Source organism: Citrobacter sp. Igbk 16 (genome assembly GCF_028069755.1).
Taxonomy (GTDB): Bacteria; Pseudomonadota; Gammaproteobacteria; order Enterobacterales; family Enterobacteriaceae; genus Citrobacter.
The window spans coordinates 157,860-181,577 of record NZ_JANEWJ010000003.1 but is presented as its reverse complement, the minus strand read 5'-3'; the positions used below and the strand labels follow the sequence as shown (position 1 = coordinate 181,577).

17 protein-coding genes are annotated in these 23,718 nt (G+C 48.3%); 7 read left to right on the top strand and 10 right to left on the bottom strand.

The features are described 5' to 3' along the window. The first annotated feature begins 60 nt into the window (after window positions 1-60). Window positions 61-975, top strand: coding sequence for a bestrophin family protein (locus NNO03_RS03835; protein ID WP_271448863.1), 915 nt, complete (start codon window positions 61-63; stop codon window positions 973-975). Window positions 976-1,059: 84 nt separating this feature from the next. Here the strand turns inward: NNO03_RS03835 and NNO03_RS03830 are convergent, their stop codons facing one another. The 5 genes from NNO03_RS03830 to NNO03_RS03810 form a co-directional block, all read right to left on the bottom strand. Next, entirely contained in the window at window positions 1,060-1,437 is a 378-nt protein-coding gene (locus NNO03_RS03830) for a GFA family protein (RefSeq protein ID WP_271442120.1), read from the bottom strand. Between the two features lie 150 nt (window positions 1,438-1,587). Further along, window positions 1,588-2,346, bottom strand: coding sequence for a trans-aconitate 2-methyltransferase (tam, locus tag NNO03_RS03825; protein WP_271448862.1), 759 nt, complete (start codon window positions 2,344-2,346; stop codon window positions 1,588-1,590). A gap of 68 nt (window positions 2,347-2,414) precedes the next feature. Continuing rightward, window positions 2,415-3,590, bottom strand: a complete 1,176-nt coding sequence (locus tag NNO03_RS03820; protein ID WP_271448861.1) for a hypothetical protein — start codon at window positions 3,588-3,590, stop codon at window positions 2,415-2,417. Window positions 3,591-3,807: 217 nt separating this feature from the next. After that, complete coding sequence (locus NNO03_RS03815) at window positions 3,808-4,200, bottom strand: hypothetical protein (RefSeq protein WP_271442117.1); 393 nt, start codon at window positions 4,198-4,200, stop codon at window positions 3,808-3,810. Between the two features lie 471 nt (window positions 4,201-4,671). Next, window positions 4,672-6,654, bottom strand: a complete 1,983-nt coding sequence (locus NNO03_RS03810; RefSeq protein WP_271448860.1) for an alkyl/aryl-sulfatase — start codon at window positions 6,652-6,654, stop codon at window positions 4,672-4,674. Window positions 6,655-6,910: 256 nt separating this feature from the next. Here NNO03_RS03810 and NNO03_RS03805 point away from each other — a divergent pair, with 256 nt between their 5' ends. Next, window positions 6,911-7,297 (top strand): hypothetical protein, encoded by a 387-nt coding sequence (locus tag NNO03_RS03805; protein WP_271448859.1) that lies wholly within the window; start codon window positions 6,911-6,913, stop codon window positions 7,295-7,297. 82 nt (window positions 7,298-7,379) lie between these two features. Here NNO03_RS03805 and NNO03_RS03800 read toward each other — a convergent pair whose 3' ends face one another. The 3 genes from NNO03_RS03800 to NNO03_RS03790 all read right to left on the bottom strand — a co-directional run bounded on the left by NNO03_RS03800 (window position 7,380) and on the right by NNO03_RS03790 (window position 10,191). Beyond that, entirely contained in the window at window positions 7,380-7,997 is a 618-nt protein-coding gene (locus NNO03_RS03800; protein ID WP_271448858.1) for an outer membrane beta-barrel protein, read from the bottom strand. A 109-nt stretch (window positions 7,998-8,106) separates the two neighbouring features. Next, a complete protein-coding gene (locus tag NNO03_RS03795) occupies window positions 8,107-8,736 on the bottom strand; it encodes a winged helix-turn-helix transcriptional regulator (RefSeq protein WP_271442849.1) in 630 nt (209 codons plus the stop codon). Between the two features lie 267 nt (window positions 8,737-9,003). Continuing rightward, complete coding sequence (locus tag NNO03_RS03790) at window positions 9,004-10,191, bottom strand: OmpP1/FadL family transporter (protein ID WP_271448857.1); 1,188 nt, start codon at window positions 10,189-10,191, stop codon at window positions 9,004-9,006. Between the two features lie 652 nt (window positions 10,192-10,843). On the opposite strand from NNO03_RS03790, the gene NNO03_RS03785 reads away from it, so the two are divergent. From NNO03_RS03785 to NNO03_RS03765, 5 genes are all read left to right on the top strand, one after another. Beyond that, a complete protein-coding gene (locus tag NNO03_RS03785) occupies window positions 10,844-16,168 on the top strand; it encodes a peroxidase family protein (protein ID WP_271448856.1) in 5,325 nt (1,774 codons plus the stop codon). Between the two features lie 10 nt (window positions 16,169-16,178). Beyond that, on the top strand, window positions 16,179-17,918 hold the full coding sequence (locus tag NNO03_RS03780; protein ID WP_271448855.1) for a type I secretion system permease/ATPase: 1,740 nt from the start codon (window positions 16,179-16,181) through the stop codon (window positions 17,916-17,918). Between the two features lie 2 nt (window positions 17,919-17,920). Beyond that, window positions 17,921-19,246 (top strand): HlyD family type I secretion periplasmic adaptor subunit, encoded by a 1,326-nt coding sequence (locus NNO03_RS03775; RefSeq protein ID WP_271448854.1) that lies wholly within the window; start codon window positions 17,921-17,923, stop codon window positions 19,244-19,246. Window positions 19,247-19,375: 129 nt separating this feature from the next. Next, the gene (locus NNO03_RS03770) at window positions 19,376-19,660 is read left to right on the top strand and encodes a VF530 family DNA-binding protein (RefSeq protein WP_137383067.1); all 285 of its coding nucleotides are present in this window, start codon (window positions 19,376-19,378) and stop codon (window positions 19,658-19,660) included. A 12-nt stretch (window positions 19,661-19,672) separates the two neighbouring features. Next, window positions 19,673-21,040, top strand: coding sequence for a glycoside hydrolase family 10 protein (locus NNO03_RS03765; RefSeq protein ID WP_271448853.1), 1,368 nt, complete (start codon window positions 19,673-19,675; stop codon window positions 21,038-21,040). Here NNO03_RS03765 and NNO03_RS03760 read toward each other — a convergent pair. Together NNO03_RS03760 and NNO03_RS03755 are read right to left on the bottom strand one after the other, a co-directional pair. Further along, a complete protein-coding gene (locus tag NNO03_RS03760) occupies window positions 21,037-21,555 on the bottom strand; it encodes a hypothetical protein (RefSeq protein WP_271442666.1) in 519 nt (172 codons plus the stop codon). The genes NNO03_RS03765 and NNO03_RS03760 overlap by 4 nt on opposite strands. An 86-nt stretch (window positions 21,556-21,641) precedes the next feature. After that, entirely contained in the window at window positions 21,642-23,585 is a 1,944-nt protein-coding gene (locus NNO03_RS03755) for a methyl-accepting chemotaxis protein (protein WP_271448852.1), read from the bottom strand. Between the last annotated feature and the right edge of the window lie 133 nt (window positions 23,586-23,718).

The following is a 23,718-nucleotide window of genomic DNA, read 5'->3' as shown; positions in this document are numbered from 1 at the left end:
TTGCAACATTGATCGCGATCACGTTTAATGTCCCGGCTTTCACATTTTCCGAAGATAACCATGATCGTTCGCCCCCAACAACACTGGCTACGCCTGATATTCGTCTGGCATGGCTCGGTATTATCCAAAATCTTTTCACGCTTGCTGCTGAATTTCCTGCTCTCCATTGCCGTTATCATCATGCTGCCATGGTATACGATGCTGGGTATCAAATTTACCCTGGCACCGTTCAGCATTCTCGGTGTCGCAATTGCAATCTTCTTAGGCTTTCGTAACAACGCCTGTTATTCACGCTATGTTGAAGCCCGACATTTGTGGGGGCAGTTGATGATTGCTTCCCGTTCACTTCTGCGCGAGGTGAAAACGACCTTACCAGATGATGCCGAACTGGGGCAGTTCGTTCGTTTGCAAATCGCATTTGCCCATTGCCTGCGTATGACGTTACGTCGACAACCGCAAGCGGAACCCCTGACGAAATACCTCAGCGAGAGCGATTTACAGACCGTCTTTGCGTCCCAATCTCCGGCAAACCGCATTCTGCTGCTGATGGGTGAATGGCTGGCCGTTCGCAGACGAAATGGGCAGCTATCTGATATATTATTTCACAGTTTAAACAACAGGTTAAATGATATGTCGGCAGTGCTGGCAGGTTGTGAGCGTATCGCGAACACGCCAGTCCCGTTTGCTTACACCTTAATCCTTCATCGCACGGTATATCTGTTTTGTATTATGTTGCCGTTCGCGTTAGTGGTGGATTTACACTATATGACACCATTCATCTCGGTGCTTATTTCCTATACCTTTATCTCGCTCGATACGCTAGCCGAAGAGCTCGAAGATCCGTTTGGTACAGAGAATAATGATCTGCCACTCGATGCGATTTGTAATGCAATTGAAATCGATTTGCTGCAGATGAATGATGAAACCGCTGTACCAGCGAAACATATGCCAGATAAGCATTACCAGCTGACATAACATCCGGTAGAGCTGGTCGCGCGACCAGCCCTCATTGTTTAACGGTAGGAACAGGTGAGACTTGATGCGCCGGGCAGTGCGGCTTTAGCCGAATTCTCTTTGCCACCACGCAGGCTGCATATCGGTAAATGAATGAAACTCGGGGGCCAGATCTTCATCATTGGGATCATCAAAAACGCCTGCTAATAGCGCAATTACCGGAGCGTCATCAATGGCACCAACTGAACTTCCACATTGAGGGCAAAAAGCACGACTGGAGGTTTCTGAAGAACGCCAGGTCGTCGGTTTACCCGCTTTTCCCGTCCATTCTACATTTTCAGCATTAAATTCAATCCAGACGACAGTTGGTGCACCGGTATGCTTGCGGCAAATATCACACGAGCAGGTATGCGAATTATTAGGGCTCGTCGCGGTAAAGCGAATAGAGCCACACAGACAACCGCCAATGTAGACTTTAGACATGACAACCCCCGTCAGTTAACGTTCTCAGACACTAGCAGATGACTGGCTTCATCACTAGATCCTCATCGTAAAAAGGCGAGGGCGCGCATGGGGAATTCACAATAATTATCAGCCCCTGGTATAAAAAGGCTGATAATTGACGGTCAGTGATTAAGAATTGTGTTTAGCAACGATAAACAACCGCGGAAACGCCAGCAGTATTTTCCCATTCTCTTGCAGCGGATATTGCTCCTGCAGCAATGCATGGTAGCGCGCCAGATAGCGATGCTGTTCGCTTTCACTCAGGTCCTGCAACCATGGACGTAACCCTGTAGAACTCACCCAGTCGATAATTGCCTGGTGTGATTCCATAATGTGATAGTAGGTTGTACGCCAGATATCAACATCGCAGCCCATATCAGTCAAAATATCATAATACGCATGCACTCCGGGAAGAGGTGCGCGGCCGCGATCGGGGTAACCCAGTTCATAGGCGACCTCACGCATCAGAACATGCGTTGGCTCCAGCCAGTTATCCGGCATTTGTACGGCCAGTACGCCATCTTTGCCCAGCAGAGAGACCAGGTGGGGAAACAGCTGATAGTGATCGGGAACCCATTGTAAAGATGCGTTTGCATACAGCAGATCGACAGGCTCTTCTGCCTGAAATGCGCTAATATCCGCTTCGATAAAATGACAGCCAGGCAACGCGTTACGCGCTTCGCTCAGCATTGCCGGAGACGAATCCACGCCTGTTATTTTTGCTGATGGCCAACGTTGATGTAGCAATGCGGTGCTGTTACCCGGGCCGCAGCCGAGGTCGACGACTGAGCGGACATTCTCCAGCGCGACTCTGCTGAGCAATTCAGCTGCAGGTCTTGAACGTTCGGTCTCATATTGGAGATAAAGCGAAGGGTTCCAGTCAGCCATGTTTCTGTATCCTGTATGCGATGAAATAGTAGGATTCTGAGCCAGCAATTTCCATCACGCCCTCAGAATCAATGATTTTTGTTCCTTCCCAGCATAGTAAGTGTAGCTTTAAAGGGTAAAAATAGGACAAATCGCATTACAAAAGATAATAATTCATAATCTTTCTTATACTTCTTTTGCTTTCTCTTCAGGATCGCGATCTCTCGTTGGGCATTCAAAAAACTCCTGACATAACATTCACCATCATTATGGTTGTCAATGAAGTCATCACCGTAGTTGCTCTCATAGAGGCTTATGCAGTATTTTATTTTTGTCTTAATAGACTCAATATCATCAAACTGAATCCAATATTCAGATAATAAGTATGCTATCAATTTTTCCTGGAAAGCAGACATGGTACTGTGTTTATCATTCAAAAATATGGCATCGAAATCTTCTAAGACTTCAATTTTATGTGTAGCTTCGTACCATTCGCTCCGACCAAAGCAATAAACTGGTTTGCCTAAAATCAAGGCTTCAATGCTTGTGCCAGAATTACATGCGATAACGGCAGAGCTCCCTTCAATTAATTCGTGGATATTTGCATCAACAGACATAACATTCTCGTTGCTTGCTAATAGATACGCAATCTTGGCATCAATACCTCTGGATTTACACATCGGGTGGCGTTTGATTACCAACGTTCGATTTGTCTTTTTAGCCAATGCCGCAACATAGTCTAATGCATCCATGGCGCTGATGTTCTCATGATCGGTAACCGAATCAGAGTTGACCTGCATGGGGAAAAACAGGTAATCCGAGGGGAGAACAACGTGGTTCTGCGGCTGTTGATGCTTGGAGAGTTTTGTCTCCCTAAAAAATTCCCGTTTCTCGCCAATGATATTTTTGGCACTATCACTGTCTATTTTATTTATTTTATCGACATATGAGCTAAAATTGACGCAAATATCTGCCCACCCCGAATATCCATTTTTATCTACAGAGTACAGTCCATATATAGGCGATTCTTTTATCGAGAAAACATTTTTGTCATTATTATATGAATGAAAAGAGAATGTGATGGAATTTTTAATTGCTAGTCTTTTAAGACCATAACAAGGGAAATTAGCTGGGTTCAGTATTACTTGTAATTGTTCATCATGGAGACAAGATATAAAGTTACCAATAAATTGTCGATGAATGCCTTCACTCTTACCTAGCCATTGTGGTAAGTCAAAGTAAAAACGGTTTAAATCATTCATCATAACCCCAAGTGATTATTGCAGATAAAACTTTTGATTTGGTTCAAGTTTTATCTGGCAGTCGACTATCCGCTACACAGTAACGATTATCATTAAAAATATGCAGATATTATATTATTTTCATAGGATCAATACAATCCGGTACTCTTGAATCGAAGTGGAGACAGAAGGGGACATCGATATCACAGAGGTCCTACTGGTGTTGGTGCCCGAGTCATATTCAGAAACAAGTATGCTGATTAATATATTTCCCCACATCAACAACTTTATTTGTATTGGGGTCAACATTGAGTACTATAAACCGCATTTGTGGGCAGAACAGTTCCAGGCTTTTTTTACTGCATTCCGTTTGTAACCATTTATGATTGCCGCTTTCGGTTTGCACCAGATTGAGGTTTGCATCCTTACTGCACGCAAAACCGTCCACGATTGCTCTTTGTCTTGCAGCATCCAGATCCAAACCAATAACATTTAGTTTATCGACGTCTTTGTCATGTGAACTGGCAGAGACACGGGTCAACGCGCAGCCAGTCAGCGCGAATGAAAGAGTAAATAAAAAAGCGACGCGTAAGATAGCATTATCATTTTTATGAACATGGATAGTTCTTTGCATTGTGTTGTATGGTCCGATGCTGTGAAATTCCAGGGGCACAGGTTTGTGTTGTACCTTGGTTGTACACGAAAAGGAGTGAGTGAGCAATTGCAACGTCAATGATTTGACGTATGGGTAAAGTGTATGGTTTGAATGGTAGTCGGTGAACAGTATGAATCCATCAACAGCGCTGTTAGACGTTATCAATGACCAGCACAATGATGAACCAAATACACCAGATTTTACCGTTCACTATGTTAGTGCGCATAATGTATATTATGTTAAATTCAATTAATGCGTACCAAACAGAACCCCCTGGCCTTGCCATCAATGGCATATACCATGATGACCTTTCTACCCACTTGGTCCTCTAAGGTAGAAATACGCACACAGCATCTTTGAACACCCATTGCTAATGGACTTGAATCAAGCACAACCCCAGAGAATAAAAAACCCGCCTGTTATGGCGGGTCTTATCATTTATCTCTAAAATCAGGGGGTTACGATATTAAACCAGAAATCAAAACTATCTAAATAGCTGAGGAATTCATCAACTTTAGCCTGGTTGCCGGTAATAGTCACTTCGCCCTTCTCTTTCGCCTGTTTCAGCGACTCTTCCTTAAGAATGATTTTGTTGAGGGTTGCACGGTTCAAAACAATGGAAGCATCTGCATCGCTGGCCTGTGCATTAGCGCTATGGTTAAGCACGCCATTTTCCAGTTCCAGCTTATATTTTCCGCCATCGCTCCCCAAATCAACGTTAAAGACTGCTTTCGCATTTGCCGCTTTTTCACCATTGATATGTACCGCCAGATAATCAAAGAACATCTCTGGCGACATAGCTTTAACCGTATCCGGACTGGCCGTATTGGGTGTCGCACCTTTCACTACACCGTTACGTAATTCCTGTGCACCGGTCAGATAGAAATTGCGCCACGGGCCAGACTCTGCCTGGTACCCCATCTGTTCAAGTGCATCGGCTTCCAGGTTGCGCGCGTCTTTATTATGCGGATCGGCAAAGACTATCTTGTTAGTCACTTGCGCTACCCAGCGGTAATTCCCCTGAGCATAGTCAGCTTTTGCTTTTTGCATAATGGCATCCGCTCCCCCCATGTAATCGACATACTTTTTCGCTGCATCAACAGGCGGAAGTTCATCGAGGGTTGCCGGGTTACCGTTAAACCAGCCTAAGTAAAAGACATATGTTGCTTTCACGTCATGACTCACTGAACCGTAATACCCTCGGCTGGCCCATGATTTTGCCAGACCGGATGGCAATTTGAAATTGGCGGCGATTTCATCGCGGGTCAGCCCCTGGTTTGCCATGCGCAAAGTTTGATCGTTAATATAGCGGTACATATCACGCTGACTCTTCATTAACTTCACCACATTGTCATTCCCCCAGGTTGGCCAGTGGTGCTGAGCAATAATAATGTTCGATTTCCCCCCCCAGCGAGTAATGACGTCATTGATATATTTCGACCATGCCAGCGGATCGCGGATCTTCGCGCCGCGCAGTGAATAAGTGTTGTGCAAGGTATGTGTGACATCCTCCGCCGCTTCAATCATCCCCTTTTCTTCCACATACCACAGCATTTCTGACGGTGCCTCCGAACCCGGGGCCATCATAAAGTCATAAGTCAGACCATCGATAACTTCTTTCTGTCCGGTATGAGTGATGTAGTTAGTGGGTTCAATCAACGTTACCGTGCCGGCGGAGGTCGTCGTACCAAGACCAGCGCCTACCTGACCTTTCGCATCGGGCTTCAGCAGGTTGCCATACATATAGCTGGCGCGGCGACTCATCGCATTCCCCGCCATAATGTTTTCCGACACGGCTTCTTTCATAAAGCCAGCCGGTGCATATACTTTTACTTTGCCGGATTTCACATCAGCTTCATCGACAACACTACGCACACCGCCGTAATGGTCAACATGGCTGTGGGTATAAATAACAGCAACAACAGGTCTTTTGCCCCGATTCTGGTAATAGAGATCCATTCCTACTTTAGCCGTTTCTGCCGAAACCAACGGGTCAATAACGGTAATGCCTTCTTTACCTTCCATAATGGTCATGTTCGAAAGATCCAGATTGCGGATCTGATAAACGCCATCAGTGACTTCAAACAAACCGCCGATATTGATCAATTGTGACTGGCGCCACAGGCTCGGATTCACCGTATCCGGCGCTTTATCGCCCTCTTTAATGAAGGCGTACTGCTGCGGATTCCAGACGGTATTCCCTTGTTTCCCCTTAATCAATTCTTGTGGCAGTGGCGCAATAAAGCCTTTGTGAGCATTAGAAAAATCGGTTTTATCCGTGAACGGGAGTTGTCCGTACAACGCATCATTCGCACTTTTAGTCTGTGCCGTGGCCTCTTTCGCCACCTCTTGTGCCATCGCAGGAAGTGATATTAACGATGCAGAACACACACCCGCCATAACCATATAACCAACTACTTTATTAAGTTTCATAAATCCTCGGCTAATAACATATTAATGTGCAGAAAAGTGTTCTGCATATTTGATCGCTGATTGGTTTTAAAATCGTTGCATGCTGATGATGAACATAATTCAATAATCAAAGGCTATCACGCTCATCTTCTAGCGAAAAACGAAACAGTGTTTAATTTTAAATTTTAACTTATTTATTTTTAAACATTATAGTTGTGGACGCACACCTGTTAAAAAAGATAATGGCAGGCATCCACTTACTGTCTATATAAAGCACATGCGCAAACTCTACTTTATCTTTTTCATTGGCACACTCTCTGCCTGTAATTCGGCACCACCGGCACCGGTGAGCAAAATTAACAACATGATTATTCCAGTTGTACAACAGGAAGCCACATCACCATCTGCTAATCCTGAACTGTACAGATCGTTATATCAAAAAAATAAACAGCAAATTGACAATATTGCGATATCACTAAAAAGTGAATATCTTCAGGATGTTAAATCGCGTGATATTTTTGATGTTCACAGTGAGACTCATCAGGTATATACCTCTTTAACCAAGCTTGAGCAAATGCAACAGATGAATGACTACTATTATAGAGAGCAGAATAGAACTGGGCTGTTAAGCATCAATCAAACTGTTACCACATTATTTGAGTAATAAAAAAGCCTCCTCAATAATAATGAGGAGGCTTTTTCTACATTGCGTAATTAAAGCATTGTCCTGCGTTCTACTAATCTACTCAGTCATGCTGGCCAAAACGGTAAGATACCCCTGCCGTTACTGAACTGATATCGCTGCTGGCACCAATCTGGTTTTCGTTGCCCACGTTGCTTACCCATTGATATTCAAGGCGTCCAGCCCAGTTTTTATTGAACGCATACTCCGTACCCACCGCGACTACCGGACGTATACCCGTGTCAAAATGGTTACTTCCTTTAATATCAGATTCTGCGCGATATCCCATCGCCCCTGCCCGACCATAAATATCCCAGGCATCGGTCAGACCATAACTTGCTTTCATCGTTACTTGCAACCCCTGGCTTTTCATTTGCGAACCTGATGCACCATTCCTGCCATTGAATTGCATATTACCTAAGTAATCGTAGCCACCTTCGACGGCAAGCCACGGTGTAATTTGATAACCGGTAAATACACCGCCACCCACATTATCACTATCAAAACCCACATTGCCGTATTTATCCCCATGGTCATTGGCTTGTTGCGTCGTGCTGGAGTCAAAATAATGTGACCAACCAAATTTCCCCCCCGCATACCAGGTACCGACATCGGCAGCAGCAAAGGCGGTTGTTGCGGTAAAAGCGTTAGCAATAATGAGTGTAATAAGTGTCTTTTTCATAGCTTTCCTATCGTGGACATAGAGTTATGTTTGGAACAAATAAAGTGTCGCTACAATAGGATATTTAGACCATGTTGATAATTGGTTTTTAGTTTATTTTTGGACTTATTTAGAACCCCTCAGGTAATTTGTTGATTGACGTTAGGTACCCTCCCCGTTCAAAGTCAATATACCCCCCTTTTTTTAACGCAGAGACAACATTTAAAACACTACTGCGCGATAAATGTGTACGTTCCTGAATATAATCCAGAATAGAAACGCGCAGTCGGGTCTCTTGTGGTAACAGATTCATTTCCTCTAAATGATTTCGTATCACTGAATAGGTACGCTGTTGCACCACTAAATCGTCACGGTAAAATAAATAGCCGGTATGATAGGCAAGTAGCGCAGCGGCATCTTCCCACAATCCTTGTTGATGGAAGAGTTCCCTGGCTTTATGGGCATCAACACGTAATATTGTTGATTCCGCTTCAGCACGTAGCAAGTGAGCGTGCACGGGTTGGATCATCTCGGCAATACCAAACAAATGAGGCTCATAGACAGTCACAATCAACAGACCATCGGAAGAACGTAAAATAGAGAGCTCGCCTTGCAAAAACAGATAGAGCTGAGGCTGGTTTTTGTATTTCCACATGATGCGTCGTCGCGGAACAACATTGAGTTTTTCCGCAATAGGTTCAAGTGCTTGTGTCAAACGCTGTATGCTTTGCTCTGGGCGTACCGGGGGTAAAATTTGCATGAGAAAACCTGTATTCTTTTAATTTATTGAGTGGCGTGAAACAATGGTTATTCCATGAAGATAGTTCATAAGTCTATTAAAATCATATGTTGCCCAATACTTAAAGCAGAAATGAGTTTTTATTTAAATTAGAACAAATGGAAAAGGCCACCAGCAGATAGCCTGATATGGGTAAAAATGCAGCTATACCGCGCGTGCTAGACGAAAATATGACGGGAGATAGTTCAACGTGGTGATTATTGATAATGCGCGGAAAGCAACCAAATACTAGAACTGATAGCTGTAGTTAACACTGGCAAACCATAGCCACGGATTTTTGTATTCACCGGCAAATGGATCTGATTTTACGTTCGCCGACTGCATATGCAAATATTCGACTGCAAATCCGACATTGCTGGCCGGGGTAATTTGGTACTGCGCTCCGGTGGCAAAACGCCATTCATCGCCGGTTGGTAATGAAAGTGCGACATCGTTTTGCGTTTTGTACGGTGAGCTGTCAAATGCGACGCCTGCATTTATGCGCCACTGCTCATCGGGACGATATTGCACACCCAACGCGGTATGCCATGTGTCCTGAAGCCGGTTTGTTCGATCGCTTGTATGACCATTAACCTGTATCTGCGGGCTACCAAACTGGCTCCAGTCCTGCCAGCCAAGATCGCCCATCACCGACCACTGCTGATTAATATCGTGAACCAGGCTAAACATCACCTGTTGTGGTGCATGCACCTGGGTAGAGAACGGCACATCATACTCAAGATTGGGCTGGTTCGGGAATCGTACCTTACCATCAATATTGAAATGGTAGTCTGTCTTGCTGGTCCAGGTAATACCTGCACGGGTTTGATCGGTTAAATCCATTAATAAGCCAAGATGATAGTTCATCGCCCAGTCATGGTCGTGTTGTGTCTGATCATTGCCATCATTATTCCGGGTCAGAGATAGAAAACCGTAGTTGAGCCCGGCTGCGGCACCAACGGACACTCTATCACTCAGTTTCCATGCCACACCTGGACTTAGCGTCATCGCAACCATCGTACTTTTTTTAATGAGTCGATCGCCTGCCCAGTGACCAAAATCAATACCGAGGCCATAGTTGCTATACAATCCAATTCCCGCAGAAACGGTATCGTTCAGGTGTTGGGTGTAAAACAGACTGGCATTAGGGAATACCTTCATGGCATTGCCGGGACTTTGCTGTTCGACAGACGCGTTATTGAGTGTGTAAGGAATATCACCACCCATTGCCTGCAATCCTGTGGTCACCATATGATCGGGTAAACGTGTCATTCCGGCGGGGTTAGTGAGCAAGGTTGCGGCATCCTGAGCGCGCGCGGCCTGACCTGCCCCCGCCAGTGCGGTGTCCTCGGTGCCTGTTTCATAGAAATAGAGTGCGCTGGCATGCCCGACAGTCGAAAAGAGCATCCCGGAGATGAGAATGATATTTTTATTCATTGAGTTACCTGTTTGGAAGGGTAATCTTTATTGCCAGAGGAGCGTTGTTGTACCCCTGTAAAACGATAGAGTCGCCTCTCTGTTTCACAAAGATTGTTATATTGATTTCCGCAACATCATAATCATTAGCCAGGAATGGTGTCTTGTTGAATTTTATCCAATATTAAATTTTATATTTCACACTACAACGTTACTATTATAAAACACGTTAGCATGGTAATAAACTTTAATGTAAAGAAATGAAAATTTAATCTTTTGATAGAAAAGTATGAGTGAAGTCGGCAAAGGAAAAACCATAGTTATGATCATAACAGAAATGTAATATGAGGTTACCCCCCCCTAACACGTTTAAGCATTGAGAGGACTCGTCCTTCTCAAAACCGTGCGCCATGAGTAAACCTTTTAATTCAATGGCCCACGGTACCAGCTATCCGCCCAAACCTTTATATAAATGAGGTGAGCACCTCATTGTGCGAAGTAAAGTTCAGGAGAACAACTCTAAATACGCTGTGGGTATCTTCTGTATTTTCGGAATGGAATCTAAGCATGTAATAACAATCAGGTATCTAATACTGCCTATTCTTCTGTCAGTTTTTGTAAATAGAAAATGGGTGATGATAGCTAATACAGGTAAAGATAGGGGTAATAACGTATGGCCTCACAATATGACTTTACTGTCACTCTCCACGATCTTGCTTTTATTCTTAAGCAGATAAAAATATCCGAAGCGGCGACTAACCCGGATGGTAGCATCAACGCTGATATGCTACGGGAATTAGTCTCCAGTCCACTGTTACCTTACGGACTGCGTACTGTAGATGGCTCATGGAATAATCTCCTCCCCGGCCAAGAATTATACGGTTCGGCCGATCAGACAATGCCGAGATTAACGGCACTGAACTGGCAGGATGCGGATGAGATGACCAGTTATATTCAGATTGGCGGGACGGTCATTGATGCCGACCCTCGTGTTATTAGTAACTTAATTTCTGACCAAACCGCCTCCAATCCGGCCGCGCTGGAGGTATTTAATGCCTTAAAAGATGCTCCCGGGGGGGGGACGACTACCGGAAATGGCAGTTTATCTATTCCCAACCAATCTCCTGACATTGGCCTTTCTCCGGCGTTTAATGGCTGGATGACTTTCTTTGGTCAGTTTTTTGACCATGGTCTGGACCTCATTCCTAAAGGAGGAAACGGCATCGTCTTCATTCCATTGCAACCCGACGACCCTTTATATGTTGAAGGTTCGTCGACCAACTTTATGTTATTAACCCGGGCAACGGTCGATGAGAATCGAGAAACCGTTAATCTTACAACCCCATTTATCGATCAGAACCAAACCTACACCTCTCATCCGTCGCATCAGATCTTTATCCGTGAATATGTATTAATTGACGGTAAACCTGAGCCGACGGGTAATTTATTAGGAGGGGCTAACGGTGGGCTGGCAACCTGGGCTGACGTCAAGAACCAGGCGGAAACGCTACTCGGCATCAAATTGACCGATCAGGATGTGTTTAATGTGCCGCTTCTGGCGACTGATCGTTACGGTAATTTGATTTTAAGTGAAAATGGAAAAGTACAGATTGTTACCACGAGTGGGCTGGTTGAAGCCAATGGCGGCCTGTTACCTGAGGGCACCTTCCGAACCGGGCATGCTTTTCTCGATGATATTGCGCATACTGCCGCGCCAAAAGCGGGTTTACTGGCAGATGATGACGATGTTATTGGCGGGCAACAGCCTGCGGGCACGTACGATGATGAACTCCTGGATCGCCACTTTATCACTGGTGACGGGCGCGGTAATGAAAACATTGGACTAACTGCCGTTCACGCCGTATTTCACAGTGAACATAACCGGCTGGTTGAGCAATACAAAACCACCCTGCTGGAAACCGGTGATATTGACCTTATCAACCAGTGGCTGATGCCCTCACATCAAATCACTGAGCTCCCTGCTGACACCAGTACGCTGGTCTGGAACGGTGAATACCTCTTCCAGGCGGGGCGATTCTCCACAGAAATGCAGTACCAGCACCTCGTTTTCGAGGAGTTTGCTCGCACCGTACAACCTGCCGTCGATCCGTTTGTCTTTTCAAACACGGCAGATATCAACCCGCAGATCTTTGCTGAGTTTGCGCACGTGGTTTATCGCTTCGGGCATTCAATGCTCACAGAAACCGTAGCGCGTACCGACATTGACATGCAAAACGGTGATATCGGTCTGATTGCCGCATTTCTCAATCCAGTGGCATTTAATGAAATTAACGGTGCCACCGTGTCCGATGAACAGGCAATCGGTGCGATTGTTCGGGGCATGACGCGACAAGTCGGTAACGAGATTGATGAGTTTATTACTGACGCCTTGCGTAATAACCTGATTGGCCTGCCGCTTGATTTGGGGGCGCTTAACATTGCCCGTGGACGTGATACGGCTATGCCGTCGCTGAACCAGGCCCGTGAACAGTTCTTTGCATTAAGCGGAGATAGCCAGCTTCGGCCGTATACCAGTTGGGCCGATTTCACCACATACCTGAAAAACCCGGCCTCCATTATCAACTTTATGGCGGCCTATGGTCAGCACGAACTGATCCTTAATGCCACCAGCCTTGAAGGTAAACGCGCAGCGGTTAATTTCCTGTTATTTGGTGATACCAACAACGCTCCGCCAGCAGACGCAATGGATTTCTTCAACAGTACCGGCGCATGGGCTAGCAAAGAAACAGGTCTGAATAAGGTCGATTTCTGGATTGGAGGGCTTGCTGAACGCAAAAATGAATTTGGCGGCATGCTCGGATCAACCTTCAATTTTGTCTTCGAAACACAGATGGAAATGTTGCAGGACGGCGACCGTTTCTACTATTTGAGTCGGGTACAAGGATTGAATTTACTGAACGAACTGGAAGCCAACTCATTTTCTGCTCTGGTTATGCGCAACAGTGATCTCGGTGAAGAGGGGTCCTCTCACCTGCCTGCTAACCTGTTTCAGACCCCTGACCATATATTCGAAGTAAACCGCGTGCTGCAAACGGAAATCGACCCTAAATGGGGGAATCCGCTGAAAGATCTGCTCTCGCCGTTGTTGGTACGACGCGATCCTGGGGCGGATGTGGACGGTGACAGTTTCGCTGATGGTGGTTATCTGAAATATACCGGCGATGGTCATGTGGTGCTTGGCGGTACCGCAGGGAACGATACGCTCATCGGAGGGAAAGGTATCGACAGCCTGTGGGGAGATGGCGGTGATGACCGTCTGGACGGCGGCGATGAAGCGGATGTGGTTCACGGTGGTGATGGCGATGACATCATTACGGACACCGGTACACCTGTAGGCGATGCTGACTTCCTCCATGGTGATGCCGGGCACGATGTCATCTTCTCCGGGAACGGAAACGATCTAGTCTTTGGCGGCACGGGCAGTGACTTCGTCGTGGTCGGTGAAGATGCCCAGGAGGTTTTCGCTGGGCAGGACAACGACTTTGCACTTGGGGGATCGGGTGGTGATTTCCTGATGGGTAATGAAGGCGATGACTGGCTGGAAGGTGGTGATGGGTTTGACACACTCGCGGGTGATAACTCTGAGCTGTTCTTCAACAGCACCATTATTGGTCACGATGTCCTGAACGGTCAGGGTAACGATACGGACTACGATGGCGAAGCCGGTGATGACATCATGGTTCAGGGCGCGGGTATCCAGCGTAATAATGGTATGGCCGGTTTCGACTGGGCGATCCATAAAGGTGATCCTAATGGCGCTAACTCTGACCTGGGTATCCCGATTTTCGTCAACCAGCAGGAGTTTATTCTGCGCGACCGTTTTGACCTGGTCGAAGGTCTGTCTGGCTGGAAACACAATGATATCCTGACCGGTACGGAACAGCCGATCGGTACTGCACCGGTTCAGGGTATCCCCCTCTCTAATAATCTGACCCAGGAAGGTGCCGACAGAATCGACGGTCTGCAGGCTATTCTCGGTGTCGCGCGTTCAGCCAACCCGGATGCGGTGTTACTCAATCCGGACGATGGTAGTGACATTCTACTCGGCGGCGGCGGTAGCGACCGCATTATGGGTAAAGCCGGTAATGACATCATTGATGGCGACGCCTGGCTGAACGTGCGCATTGCTGTTTCAGGTATGCCGGGGCTCACCAGCGCCGAAAGCATGGCTGAGCTGAAATCGTACATGCTGGCAGGTACGCTGAAACCGAATCAGTTGTCGATTGTGCGCGAAATCTTGCATGAGGGAGATGGCACGGAAACTGACGTGGCAGTGTATCGCGATGTCAGTAGCAACTACGCCTTTACCCGAATGGCAGATGGTAGTCTCAGAGTCGATCACGCCACCCCCAATTCCGCATTGAACCTGAATGATGGTATTGACCGTCTGCTGAATATCGAAAAACTGGAGTTTGGCGATGGTCAACAGCTGTGGGTCACGGCGCAACACGCGACGGGCGACCTGGCAATCAGTAGTGCAAACCCGTCGGTGGGTGACCTGTTACGGGTTAACGTAGCAAACCTGCTCGATGGCAACGGTCTTGCGGCAGATGTTGCAATCACCATGACATGGCAGGCTTTAATTAACGGACAATGGCAGGATCAGGCAACCGGCGTGGAGTTCAGAGTTCCCGGCGCTATCCAGGGCGCTCCGCTGCGTGTTGTCGCCAGTTTCAATGACCGAATGGGCGATGCCGAGACCTTAGTGTCAGCACAAACTCAGGCCGTCTTGCCACGAAATCAGGCAACAACAGGTACGCCGGTGATTAATGATCTCACGCCAACGGAAAGTCTGACGCTGACGGCGGTGGTTTCGGGTATCGCCGACGCGGATGGCCTGAGCGGCGGAAATTTCAGCTACCAATGGAGAATGAGTTCACCGACCGGATTCGTCAACATCAACGGCGCAACATCAGCCACCTTCACGCCAGGCCAGGCTATGGTCGGCCGCACGTTGCAGGTGGTCGTCACTGTCGTAGATGATGAGGGTAATCCCCCGGTTATCCTGACGTCGACAACCACGCAACCTGTTGGCGATCTGATCGTGGGTAATAATGGTGCCAATACGCTCATCGGTACCGCATGGAGTGACATCCTGCGCGGTGAAAACGGCAATGACACCTTACTGGGTGGCGCGGGTGATGACCTGTTAGTCGGCGGTGCGGGTAATGACTCTCTCTCCGGCCAGGCGGGACAAGATACGCTGCAAGGTGACGCGGGTAACGATACCCTGGACGGTGGTCTTGGCGCTGACAGTATGACCGGCGGTACAGGTAATGATACCTACATCGTTGATGATTTTGGTGATGTCGTGATCGAAGATCTCAACGGCGGGACAGATATTGTCCGCACTACTCTCAGCAGCTATGACCTGACCGATAACGTGGAAGAGTTGGTCTTTACCGGGAACGGTAGTTTTATCGGTACTGGTAATTCAATCGCCAATATTATCACCGGTGGTAGCGGCAATGACTATCTGTTCGGTATGGGCGGCAATGACCAGTTGTTTGGCGGTATCGGAAATGACTTCCTGGATGGCGGAGAGGGTGCCGATAACCTGCAGGGTGGAAACGGTAACGACGTCATGATTGGCGGCGCGGGTGCCGATACCCTCTCTGGCGGTAATGGCGACGATATTCTCAACGGTCAGGAAGGAAACGATATTCTGGATGGCGGAACCGGAAGTGATATTTTCGCCTTCGGAGCCAACTTTGGACAGGACCGTATCACGGGTTTCGACAGTAACCCCAATGGCGGGCAAGACTTCCTTGACCTCGTTTTGCTAGGCATTAACGCGGAGAACTTTGCCAGCAGCGTCTCTATCACCGGAAATAACGGCAACACCATCGTGACCATCGGCACTGACACCATTACGTTAGTGGGCGTCAATTCGACCACCGTTAATATGGGTGATTTTTATCTGGAAATGCCGACTACCCTTGCCAGCAACAATGGCAATAGTTCATTGATCGTATAAGGAGAAGACTATGTCGCGCCAGCATACGCCAACAGAACTGAATGATGCATTAAAAGGAACGAAACCCACTTTTCTGATGCTGCTGTTTTTTAGTTGTGTGATTAATATGCTTATGCTGGCGCCGGCAATCTATATGTTGCAGGTTTACGATCGCGTACTGGTGAGTAAAAACACCACGACGCTGCTAATGCTCACCTTATTAATTGTCGGTTTGTACATCATTATTGCCATGATTGAATCTGCTCGCGCACAGGTCATGGTAAGACTGGGAAATCGGCTGGATATAAAGCTCAGCCAATTAGTTTTTAATGCGGCTTTTAGAAGAAAAATGTCCACCGGTGATAACAACCCGGCACAATCTTTAGCCGAGCTCGATCAGATCCGCCAGTTTCTCTCCGGGAACAGCTTGTTTTCATTGCTGGATATTCCGTGGACGCCGATTTATCTGTTTATCGCCTTTCTGGTACATCCCCTGTTGGGATACCTGTCTCTTGGTGGAATCACACTATTATTCATTCTGACACTGGTTTCAGAGTTCTCTACTAAGCGCCCTATTCAACAAGCCCATGCCTTAACCATCAATAATGCCAGCAAGCTGAATAAACAGCTGCAAAACTCCGATGCTATCGAGGCGATGGGCATGCTTTCCACCCTAAAAGCAAACTGGCAGGAACAGCATAATAAAGTGCTGGTACTGCAAACACAGATCGCCGATAAAACGGCGGGGTTAAGCAGCCTGAGCCGGTTTGTTCGCGTGTTGCTGCAATCTGTCGCACTGGGTGCCGGGGCGTTACTGGTAATTGGTGGGCATATTACCCCAGGCCTGATGATCGCCGCCTCGATTATACTTGGACGCGTCCTGAACCCGGTGGAACAAGTCATCGGCAGTTGGAAGCAGTTTGTCCAGTTTCGTAGCGCGTGGCATCAGTTATCGGAGCTGCTAAAGGAGTATCCAGCCCCGAAAGACGTGCTGACCCTGCCGCGTCCGCAAGGTAACATCAGCGTTGAAGGCGTGTTTGCGACAGCTCCCGGACAACACGCCCCGTTGCTGCGTAATATCTCCTTTCAACTCGAACAAGGTGAAGTGCTGGGGATTATCGGTCCTTCTGCATCCGGAAAAACATCACTGGCGAAAGTACTGGTCGGTGTCTGGAAGACGTTATCAGGAAAAGTCAGGTTAGACGGCGCAGATATTTGCCAGTGGGATAAAGCCCTGCTGGGTCCCTCGATAGGCTATCTGCCACAGGATGTTGAACTGTTTGACGGCACTATCGCACAAAACATTGCGCGTTTTACGAAAAATGACAGCGAACTGATCGTGGCGGCCGCACTTCTGGCGGGTGTACACGAGATGATCCTGCGCCTGCCGCAGGGGTACGATACACCGCTCGGCGTAGGTGGATACCAGTTGTCCGGTGGGCAGCGCCAGCGTATTGGGCTGGCTCGTGCTGTCTACAACAACCCTGCATTTATCGTCCTTGATGAACCGAATGCCAATCTTGATGATGCCGGGGAGTTTGCCCTCATTAAAGCCATCAACACGCTGCGAACACAGGGACAAACGACCGTGATTATATCGCACCGTCCTACTCTGCTCGGTGTGGTCAATAAAGTTTTACTGCTCAATGACGGCGCTATTCAGGAGTTCGGCACACGCGATCAGGTCTTCGCCCATCTGCGCCAGGCTAACGTGCTGAAACCAGTGGCAACACCCTCTTCATCCATCAACGAACAGCAGCGCGAGGCATGAAGATGAAAAAGAATCCCAATAACGCGGACGTCACCGGTGTGGATACCAACATCTGGTCCCCTATTGTTCGCGGTGTCGTTGTCATTGTGCTGGGGGTGGGTGGTTTCTTATTTTGGGCAGTGCAAGCCCCTTTAGATGCGGGTGTCGTTGCGGACGGTACGGTAACCGTATCCAATAACCGAAAAACTATTCAGCATCTGAGCGGCGGTAGAGTGACGGATATTTTTATTAAAGAGGGTGACCTGGTTAAGCGAAATCAGGTGCTTGTCCGCCTGGATAAGATGCAACTCGACATGCGCTACAGCGCGTTAAACGCACAGTATATTTCCGCCAAAAGCATTGAAGATCGTCTGTTAGCAGAAAGAGATGGCCTGGAGGCAATCGTATTTAATTCCATGCTGACACAGCAGTTTTCCGGTAATAAACGGCTGGCAGAAGTCAGGAATCTACAGGCCAAACTGTTCGATACGCGACGCAAAACGATGCAGGATGAATTGTCCATGATTCAGGAAACGCTCGATGGTCTGGTCGGGCAAACGGATAATCTCAATAAAATAAAAGGTTACCGCGATCACCAGTTCAACCTGATCAATCGGGAGTTGGGCGCGATTCGGGCGCTGAGTGAAAAAAACTATTACCCCAAGGCACAATTACTGGTGCTGGAGCGCGAGGCGGCCGAAATATCCGGCAGTGTGTCCGAGGATATTTTGAACATTGCTAAACTCAAATCCCAGCAAAACGAATTAAAAATCAAAGCGTATCAGGTACGGCATCAGTATTTACGCGACGTTGAGTCCGAACTAACTGAAAACCAAAAAGAAGTGGCGATGCTGGAGGATGAACTGGTTTCTACCCGCCATGAACTGGATAACACGGAGATTCGCTCCCCAATCAACGGTATCGTTCTGGATGTCAAAGTCAGTACCGTCGGCGGTGTGATTCAGCCCGGTGAGCATCTCATGGATATCGTTGCCGCTGGACAGCCGATGCAAATCGACGCCAGGATACCGGTGCACGCCATTGATAAACTGGCCCCAGGTTTAACCGTTGACGTGCTGTTTCCTGCCCTGAACCATGCGCTGTTACCTTCCGTACCAGCCCGAGTTCTGACCATCTCAGCCGATCGTTTAATTGATGAAGCAACGCAACAGCCCTATTATCTCGCCGAAGTGCAAGTTTCCGCAGAAGGAGCGCGTTTGCTGGGCGATTACAAGATTAAAGCGGGCATGCCCGCGAGCGTGACCATCAAGACCGGCGAGCGAACGTTTTTAAGCTACCTGTTTAAACCGCTGATCGCCCGCCTGGAACTCGCCTTTAAGGAGTACTGAGCGCACATTGCTGGCATGGTGCTCATTCGCAGTGCTATGCCGGTTTATACCATTGCTGGTCGCCTTGCTTTCTTGTAACCTTTCGCTCGCGCGACTGACAAAATCTGGAACTACCGAACTGGACTTCATATGAATGCTCATATTTCTAAAGACCCCTTGCATGGCGTGACGCTCGAAATGCAGGTCAATGCCCTGGTTGATCGTTATGGTTGGGCTGAACTTGGCCAACGGATAAACATCAACTGTTTTAAAAATGAACCGAGCGTTAAATCCAGTTTGAAGTTTCTGCGTCGTACGCCGTGGGCGCGTGCAGAAGTTGAAGCACTGTATCTTGATTCTCTGCATGACGTTGCACCAGAACCCACCGCTCCAGCTATTGATCCCTGGGCTAACAGCCGCAACAAGAAAAAATAAGAGCAAAATCCGATGTCAGCATCCGGTTTTTTTTCAGGTCATTATCAGAAAAAACTGGCGACTCTCCTCGCCCGTTCCCGCAACACGCTACCGCTAACCAATGTGAAATGGTTTGCTGTACTGGTTGGCAGTATGCTGTTACTTGGCAGTTGCTCTTCACAACCGCCAGGGCCGAAGGTGACTCCTCATCCCCCGGTCACAACCCCGCAGCATAGCAAAGAGCCGGTTCGTGGTATCTGGCTGGCAACGGTTTCCCGTCTGGACTGGCCGCCAATCTCATCTGTAAACATCAGTTCACCCGCCATCCGCATCAGCCAGCAGCAAAAAGCGCTGACGGATAAGCTGGATAATCTGCAACGTCTTGGGATCAATACCGTCTTTTTCCAGGTAAAACCGGACGGCACTGCACTGTGGCAATCCAAAATTCTTCCCTGGTCAGACACTCTGACCGGCACCATCGGCAAGGATCCTGGTTACGATCCGTTGCAATTTATGCTCGACGAGGCGCACAAACGCGGGATGAAAGTTCATGCCTGGTTTAACCCCTACCGCGTCTCCGTCAATACGAAACCGTCAACGGTCGCAGAATTAAACAGCACGCTGTCGCAGAATCCCTCCAGCGTTTACGTTCTGCATCGGGACTGGATCCGTACATCAGGTGAACGTTTTGTACTGGACCCGGGTATTCCTGACGCGCGCGACTGGATAACCAGCATCGTGGCGGAGGTCGTTGAGAATTATCCGGTGGATGGCGTGCAGTTTGACGACTACTTCTATACCGAATCGCCGGGTTCGACGCTAAACGACAGCCAGACTTTCAGAAAGTATGGTCAGGGTTTTGATTCAAAAGCAGACTGGCGACGTCATAACACGCAACGGCTGATCGAACAGGTTTCACAGGCCATCAAAAAGATTAAGCCTGACGTGGAGTTTGGTGTTAGCCCCGCAGGCGTGTGGCGTAATCGCTCCCACGATCCGGCAGGCTCCGACACCCGAGGGGCGGCAGCGTATGATGAATCGTATGCCGATACCCGGCGCTGGGTGCAATTAGGTCTGTTGGATTACATCGCACCACAACTGTACTGGCCTTTCGCCCGTGATGCGGCGCGTTATGATGTTCTGGCAAAATGGTGGGCTGGCGTGGTGAAATCCACCAATACCCGCCTGTATATTGGCGTTGCGCTGTATAAAGTAGGTGAGCCGTCACGAAAAGAACCGGACTGGACGGTACAAGGCGGTGTGCCGGAGTTGAAAAAGCAACTCGATCTGAACGAGTCCGAACCGAATATTAATGGCACTATCTTGTTTCGGGAGAACTATCTTAACCAACCGCAAACCCAGGAAGCCGTGACCTATATTCGTGATCGTTGGGGGCGCTAAGTGTTGCCGGGAGCTGGTGACCGGAGATAAACGCTGACGTAACGGATAAATTTCCCGATAAATACACCGGCAAACACGCCACCGGTAATGATTGCCAACGCGCTCATTACCGGCTGGCGTAAAATATCAGGAGCGATAGCATTCAATACACCTTGTACATATTTGATGCCAAAGGCCAACATCATGAACGGTAATGCAGAGTAATCTGCCGGGCGATGAATGCTGCGTGGCGCGGTACTGCGTGCCAGACGGCCGGGGTTTATCAACATATAGCCCACAATCACGCCGCTAATAATACCAACCATCCACTGTAGATACGTGCTGATGGACTGATCGCGGTAAGTGACCAGATCGTAAACATCCCAGAAAAGAAAGAGAGCCGGGATCAGTGCCAGCTTTTCCAGCGTAACGGTTGCGGGTATCCTGGCTTTAATCCCCCGAAATAACAGGAAGACCAACAAGACATATACCCACACCGGGGTGTGCACCAGCATCGCTACGACAAACTCAGCCATACTCTGGCTCCTGACGTGTTAACCACGTTAAGTGTAGCCTGGTGTTATCCGGGCGCAGACGATGCACCCGGATACTTTACGTGGGGTCAGGCCGCTGAAGGCTCCGGTAATTTGAATGAGGAAACCAGTAACGCTAATTGTTCCGCCTCTTCTTTCAGCACCTGGGTTCGTGTGGCGGCATCATCAATCAACGATGCGTTTTGCTGCACGGTGCTGTCCATTTCGGTAACGGCGAGTGTGACTTCGGAAACGCCCTTACGCTGCTCGTCACCCGCGACACGGATTTCCCCCATCAGTTGGCTAACCTGCCGCACGTTGTTGACCAGCTCTTCCAGGCGCTCACCTGCATTGTGGATTTGCTGGCTGCTGCTGCCAACATGTGAAACGGACTCATCAATCAACGCTTTGATTTCCTGGGCAGCAGTGGCACTGCGCTGTGCCAGGGTACGAACTTCAGATGCGACAACCGCAAATCCTCTGCCTGCATCCCCCGCTCTGGCGGCTTCAACGGCGGCATTCAGCGCCAGAATATTGGTCTGGAATGCAATGCTGTCGATGACGGCGACAATTTCCACCATTCTGCCAGACGAGGCACTGACGTTATCCATTGTCGAAATCACACCCTGCATCACGTCGCCACAGCGATTCGCCGTTTGCGCAGTGTTGTCGGAAAGTTCATCTGCCAGTTGCGTGTTGCTCGCATTTTGATGAACGGTCGCATTTAACTGTTCCATCGCCGCCGAACTCTCTTCCAGCGCGGCCGCCTGCTGAGTAACCCGTGAAGACAGCTCCATGTTACTGTCGGCCAGACTGACGGCGTTATTGGCTACCACTACGCTACTGCTTCTGACGGTGATCAGAATGGCGGATATTTTATCGACGAACAGGTTAAAGGCTTCCGCGATATCTGAAATCTCATCTTTACCTCGAACATCCAGACGTCGGGTAAGATCGCCTTCACCCTGTGCGATATCATCGAGCGCGCGACGAGTATCATCGAGGCGAGAGATCAAGCGACGCACCACCAGCCATGATCCGACAAGCAACACGGTCATAATCGGGATCAGCACTTCCAGCACATCCTGCATCATGACTTTAGCGAGACCAACGATGCGCGTTTCCGGTGTCACCAGCCCTACGACCCATCCAGTATCAGCCATTGGGAACAACATTACGCGTGACGGAGCATTCAGTACGTTGTCGCTTTCAAGCGTGATGGTTTTTACGCCATCAGTCGTGCGAAGCGATTTCAGCCCGGCTTCCACCGGGGCCAGCCAGTGTGCGCTTTGCGCCAGATCGCTAAAGGTTTTGTATTTTGTCTGATCGGCCTGGGGGAAATAGAGGATCTGACCCTGTTTATCAACCACAAATGCGTAGCCACCGGTACTGTTGCCCTGCTGCTGCATAAAGGTTGCAACGTTATCCAGACGAATATCGGTGGTGGCCACACCGGCAAACTTACCCGCTAATTGATAAGGAATACTGCAGGTCACCATGTTCACGCCGGAACTGGCATCCTGGTAAACATCAGACCACAGGCAACTGTTCTGTGAGTGACCTTTAGCATGCTGATACCAACTTTCATTGTGATAACCGGCAGATCCTTCGGCATTATAATCATTCGAAAAATCAAGCTTACCCTCAGCATTACGCGCCCAGAAAAAGCTACGTTTCTCTACTCCCGGGGTGAACGCGTTTGGTTCTGGCCAGATCCCGCCGCCGGTAATAATTGAGTGGCTGTCTTCGCCAATCAGGTGTGGAACCACGTTCTGATACAAAGATTCATCATTAGGCAGTACTTCGGCCAGTCGTGACAGACTGACGGTTTCGCCCTCGATACGAGAGAGCACAGTACTCAGTTGACGGGTTAAACCTTGCCCTGTTTCTTCTATCAGGGCGGTATTGATTTCAACGACGCGTGGCTGACCACGCCAGAGCATAATTGCAACAATAACAAGGGTGGTCACCGCAAGCAGCAGGATGCCGCCAATGGTTAACCGCGTTGAAATACGAGTAGGATACCAGGCCATACAAACTCCTTCTGCAAAAGGCTAACTTTTACCCAGTATCGGCACAGGAGTTTATATCTTTATAAAGTTTTCTTAAGTATTACAAAATAAATAAGTGACATTGTCACAAATAGCAAAACCCAGCACTTTGGCT